This window comes from Mesobacillus campisalis, assembly GCF_000986785.1.
Lineage (GTDB): Bacteria > Bacillota > Bacilli > Bacillales > Cytobacillaceae > Mesobacillus_B > Mesobacillus_B campisalis.
Genome location: NZ_LAYY01000071.1, coordinates 1 through 1,913 on the forward strand (window position 1 = coordinate 1; position 1,913 = coordinate 1,913).

At 34.2% G+C, this 1,913-nt stretch carries 2 protein-coding genes; both read right to left on the bottom strand.

Annotated features, from left to right (window positions below; genetic code table 11):
- Window positions 1–395: 395 nt before the first annotated feature.
- On the bottom strand, window positions 396–1,592 hold the full coding sequence (locus tag WQ57_RS22415; RefSeq protein ID WP_046522063.1) for a PIN-like domain-containing protein: 1,197 nt from the start codon (window positions 1,590–1,592) through the stop codon (window positions 396–398).
- Between the two features lie 18 nt (window positions 1,593–1,610).
- A partial coding sequence (locus WQ57_RS26925; RefSeq protein WP_162200621.1) for a hypothetical protein occupies window positions 1,611–1,913 on the bottom strand: 303 nt, incomplete at its 5' end.

A 1,913-nucleotide genomic window follows, 5' to 3' on the forward strand; every position in this document is an offset into this window, starting at 1 on the left:
TGCTCTTCCGATCTTTCCCCTTCCAGATTCATTTGTTTTTCGTTTTGAATAGATGGTTCTTCAAACTTCAATCTCGTATTTTTCATCATCTTTCCTCCTGTATTTCTTTATTTTTGTTCTCACCGGGATACTTGCAGTTTCTACAATAATTAGGACACCCTACTTTAAGATTTTTTATCACCCTTTCAATATTTTTCTAACCTCACCGGAATACTTGCAGTTTGAAAGAAATTAGGACATGCTGTTTTAATTTTTTTAAAAACAGCAAAAACTTGTTCTCCCCTGTAAAACTAAAAAAGCATCCGTATAAGACGGATGCTTCTCCTGACAAGTCAGTGTACTAATTAGAGTATTAATTACTATTAGAGCCTACATAAGAAGTTAATATTTCTCACCTAGTTTTCATAGGATTCAATAGCATTCTCTATATTATTAATCATGTTTTTCAGCTCAAGAATTTTCCCCCTAAAGTCCGTATCACTATCCATGATCGATTCTAAAGTTACTCTGTGTGCATAAGCTGACACACTGCTATGTACTTTTAACTGTTTTAATTTTGCCAGGGCCTGTTTATAAAGGGATGGCAATAAAATGGCCGTGGCAAATCTCCTGTCAGAAAATCCATCACGTAGAGCACCAATTCTTTCAATTTGAGGTATATTCTCTAATTCGTTATCTTCATTTTCTTGGGTTGCTAAATCCATTTGCATAGTTGCTCTGTCCGTTTCTGGTAAGTCAGAGTACCTCGACTTAGCTTGTTCTATAAAGTCTTTATAACTATAAAAGTAAGTATATTGGCCTGTTCTCATCTTAAATTCTCTAAGCAAATCAGGTAAAGGGGATTTAGTATGCGTCTTTTCATCATGTACCCACCAATCGTTCTTATGATCCTCGGTTACAAATATAACTGGTACACTTCTAGTTTGAGATAACTTAATCATTTCCTCCCATACTATGTAATCTCCGAAGCTTCTAAAATCTCCTTTAACTACATCCTCGAAACCAGGAGGAATCTTAAAGGAAAAGCGAACCTCACCTTGCTGATAAAGAGAAATCAATTCATCGTGCTGGATACTTTCCGAGAATTTACCATCGTATATCTCTTTAATTTCATCCAACACAGGGTCACTATCCTTGAGTTTGTTTCCATCGTAAAAAATACTTCGGTTCTGTTGGTTTTCGTTTATGTATTCTTGTATTTTATTAACAGTTTGCTCTTTAAACGTTTCAATATCCTGTTGAACCTGAGTGAGAAACTCTTGATGATATTTTAAACCTGAGTTTTTGCTCACTGCATTTAATGATTCTATTTGATTTTTCATCAGATTTTTAGAATTAATTAAGGCTTTTAATGAATCATCAATTGTAGACTTTCTGTTTCGTAAAAATTCCCATCCAACTTGGTGAATCATCACTAGTCTTACGTTGATCTGCTCATACTTTAAAGACTCAAAAAATTGATTTCTAGCCTCATTATCCAATTTATAAGTATTTAAAAGTGTATTTGTGTCTAATACTATTATTCCCTCTCGCCAAATTTGATCTATTCTTTCACCTCTAAATGAAAAGAAGGGAAAATATATCTCTTCCATTAAAAAATCCTCCTATACTTAGTTTTTTCCTTGCTTGCTTTCGTCTTTCATATTTTCATCTAATTTTTTACGCAAGCTCTCCATATACTCTTTTGAATCTGGGGCAGGGGGGTCTGTGGTGCCTACCATCTTTGCTTCAATTCGTACTAACAGTTCCATCAGTTTTTGCTCTGTGTCTTCCTTTTTTTGTACTTCCTCTGCAGCATGTTTAATATTTGAATAGTAGATATGCATTACTATTGTCGAGAAACGGAAAGCCTCAATTAATGTAGCGATGAATAAAGAGAGATAGAATATGACAAAGAAAGGTATAGGGGACAA

What these genes read in the sequence shown, in the direction of transcription:
- WQ57_RS22415 (WP_046522063.1), bottom strand. Translation starts at nt 1,592, where the DNA reads ATGGAAGAGATATATTTTCCCTTCTTTTCATTTAGAGGTGAAAGAATA.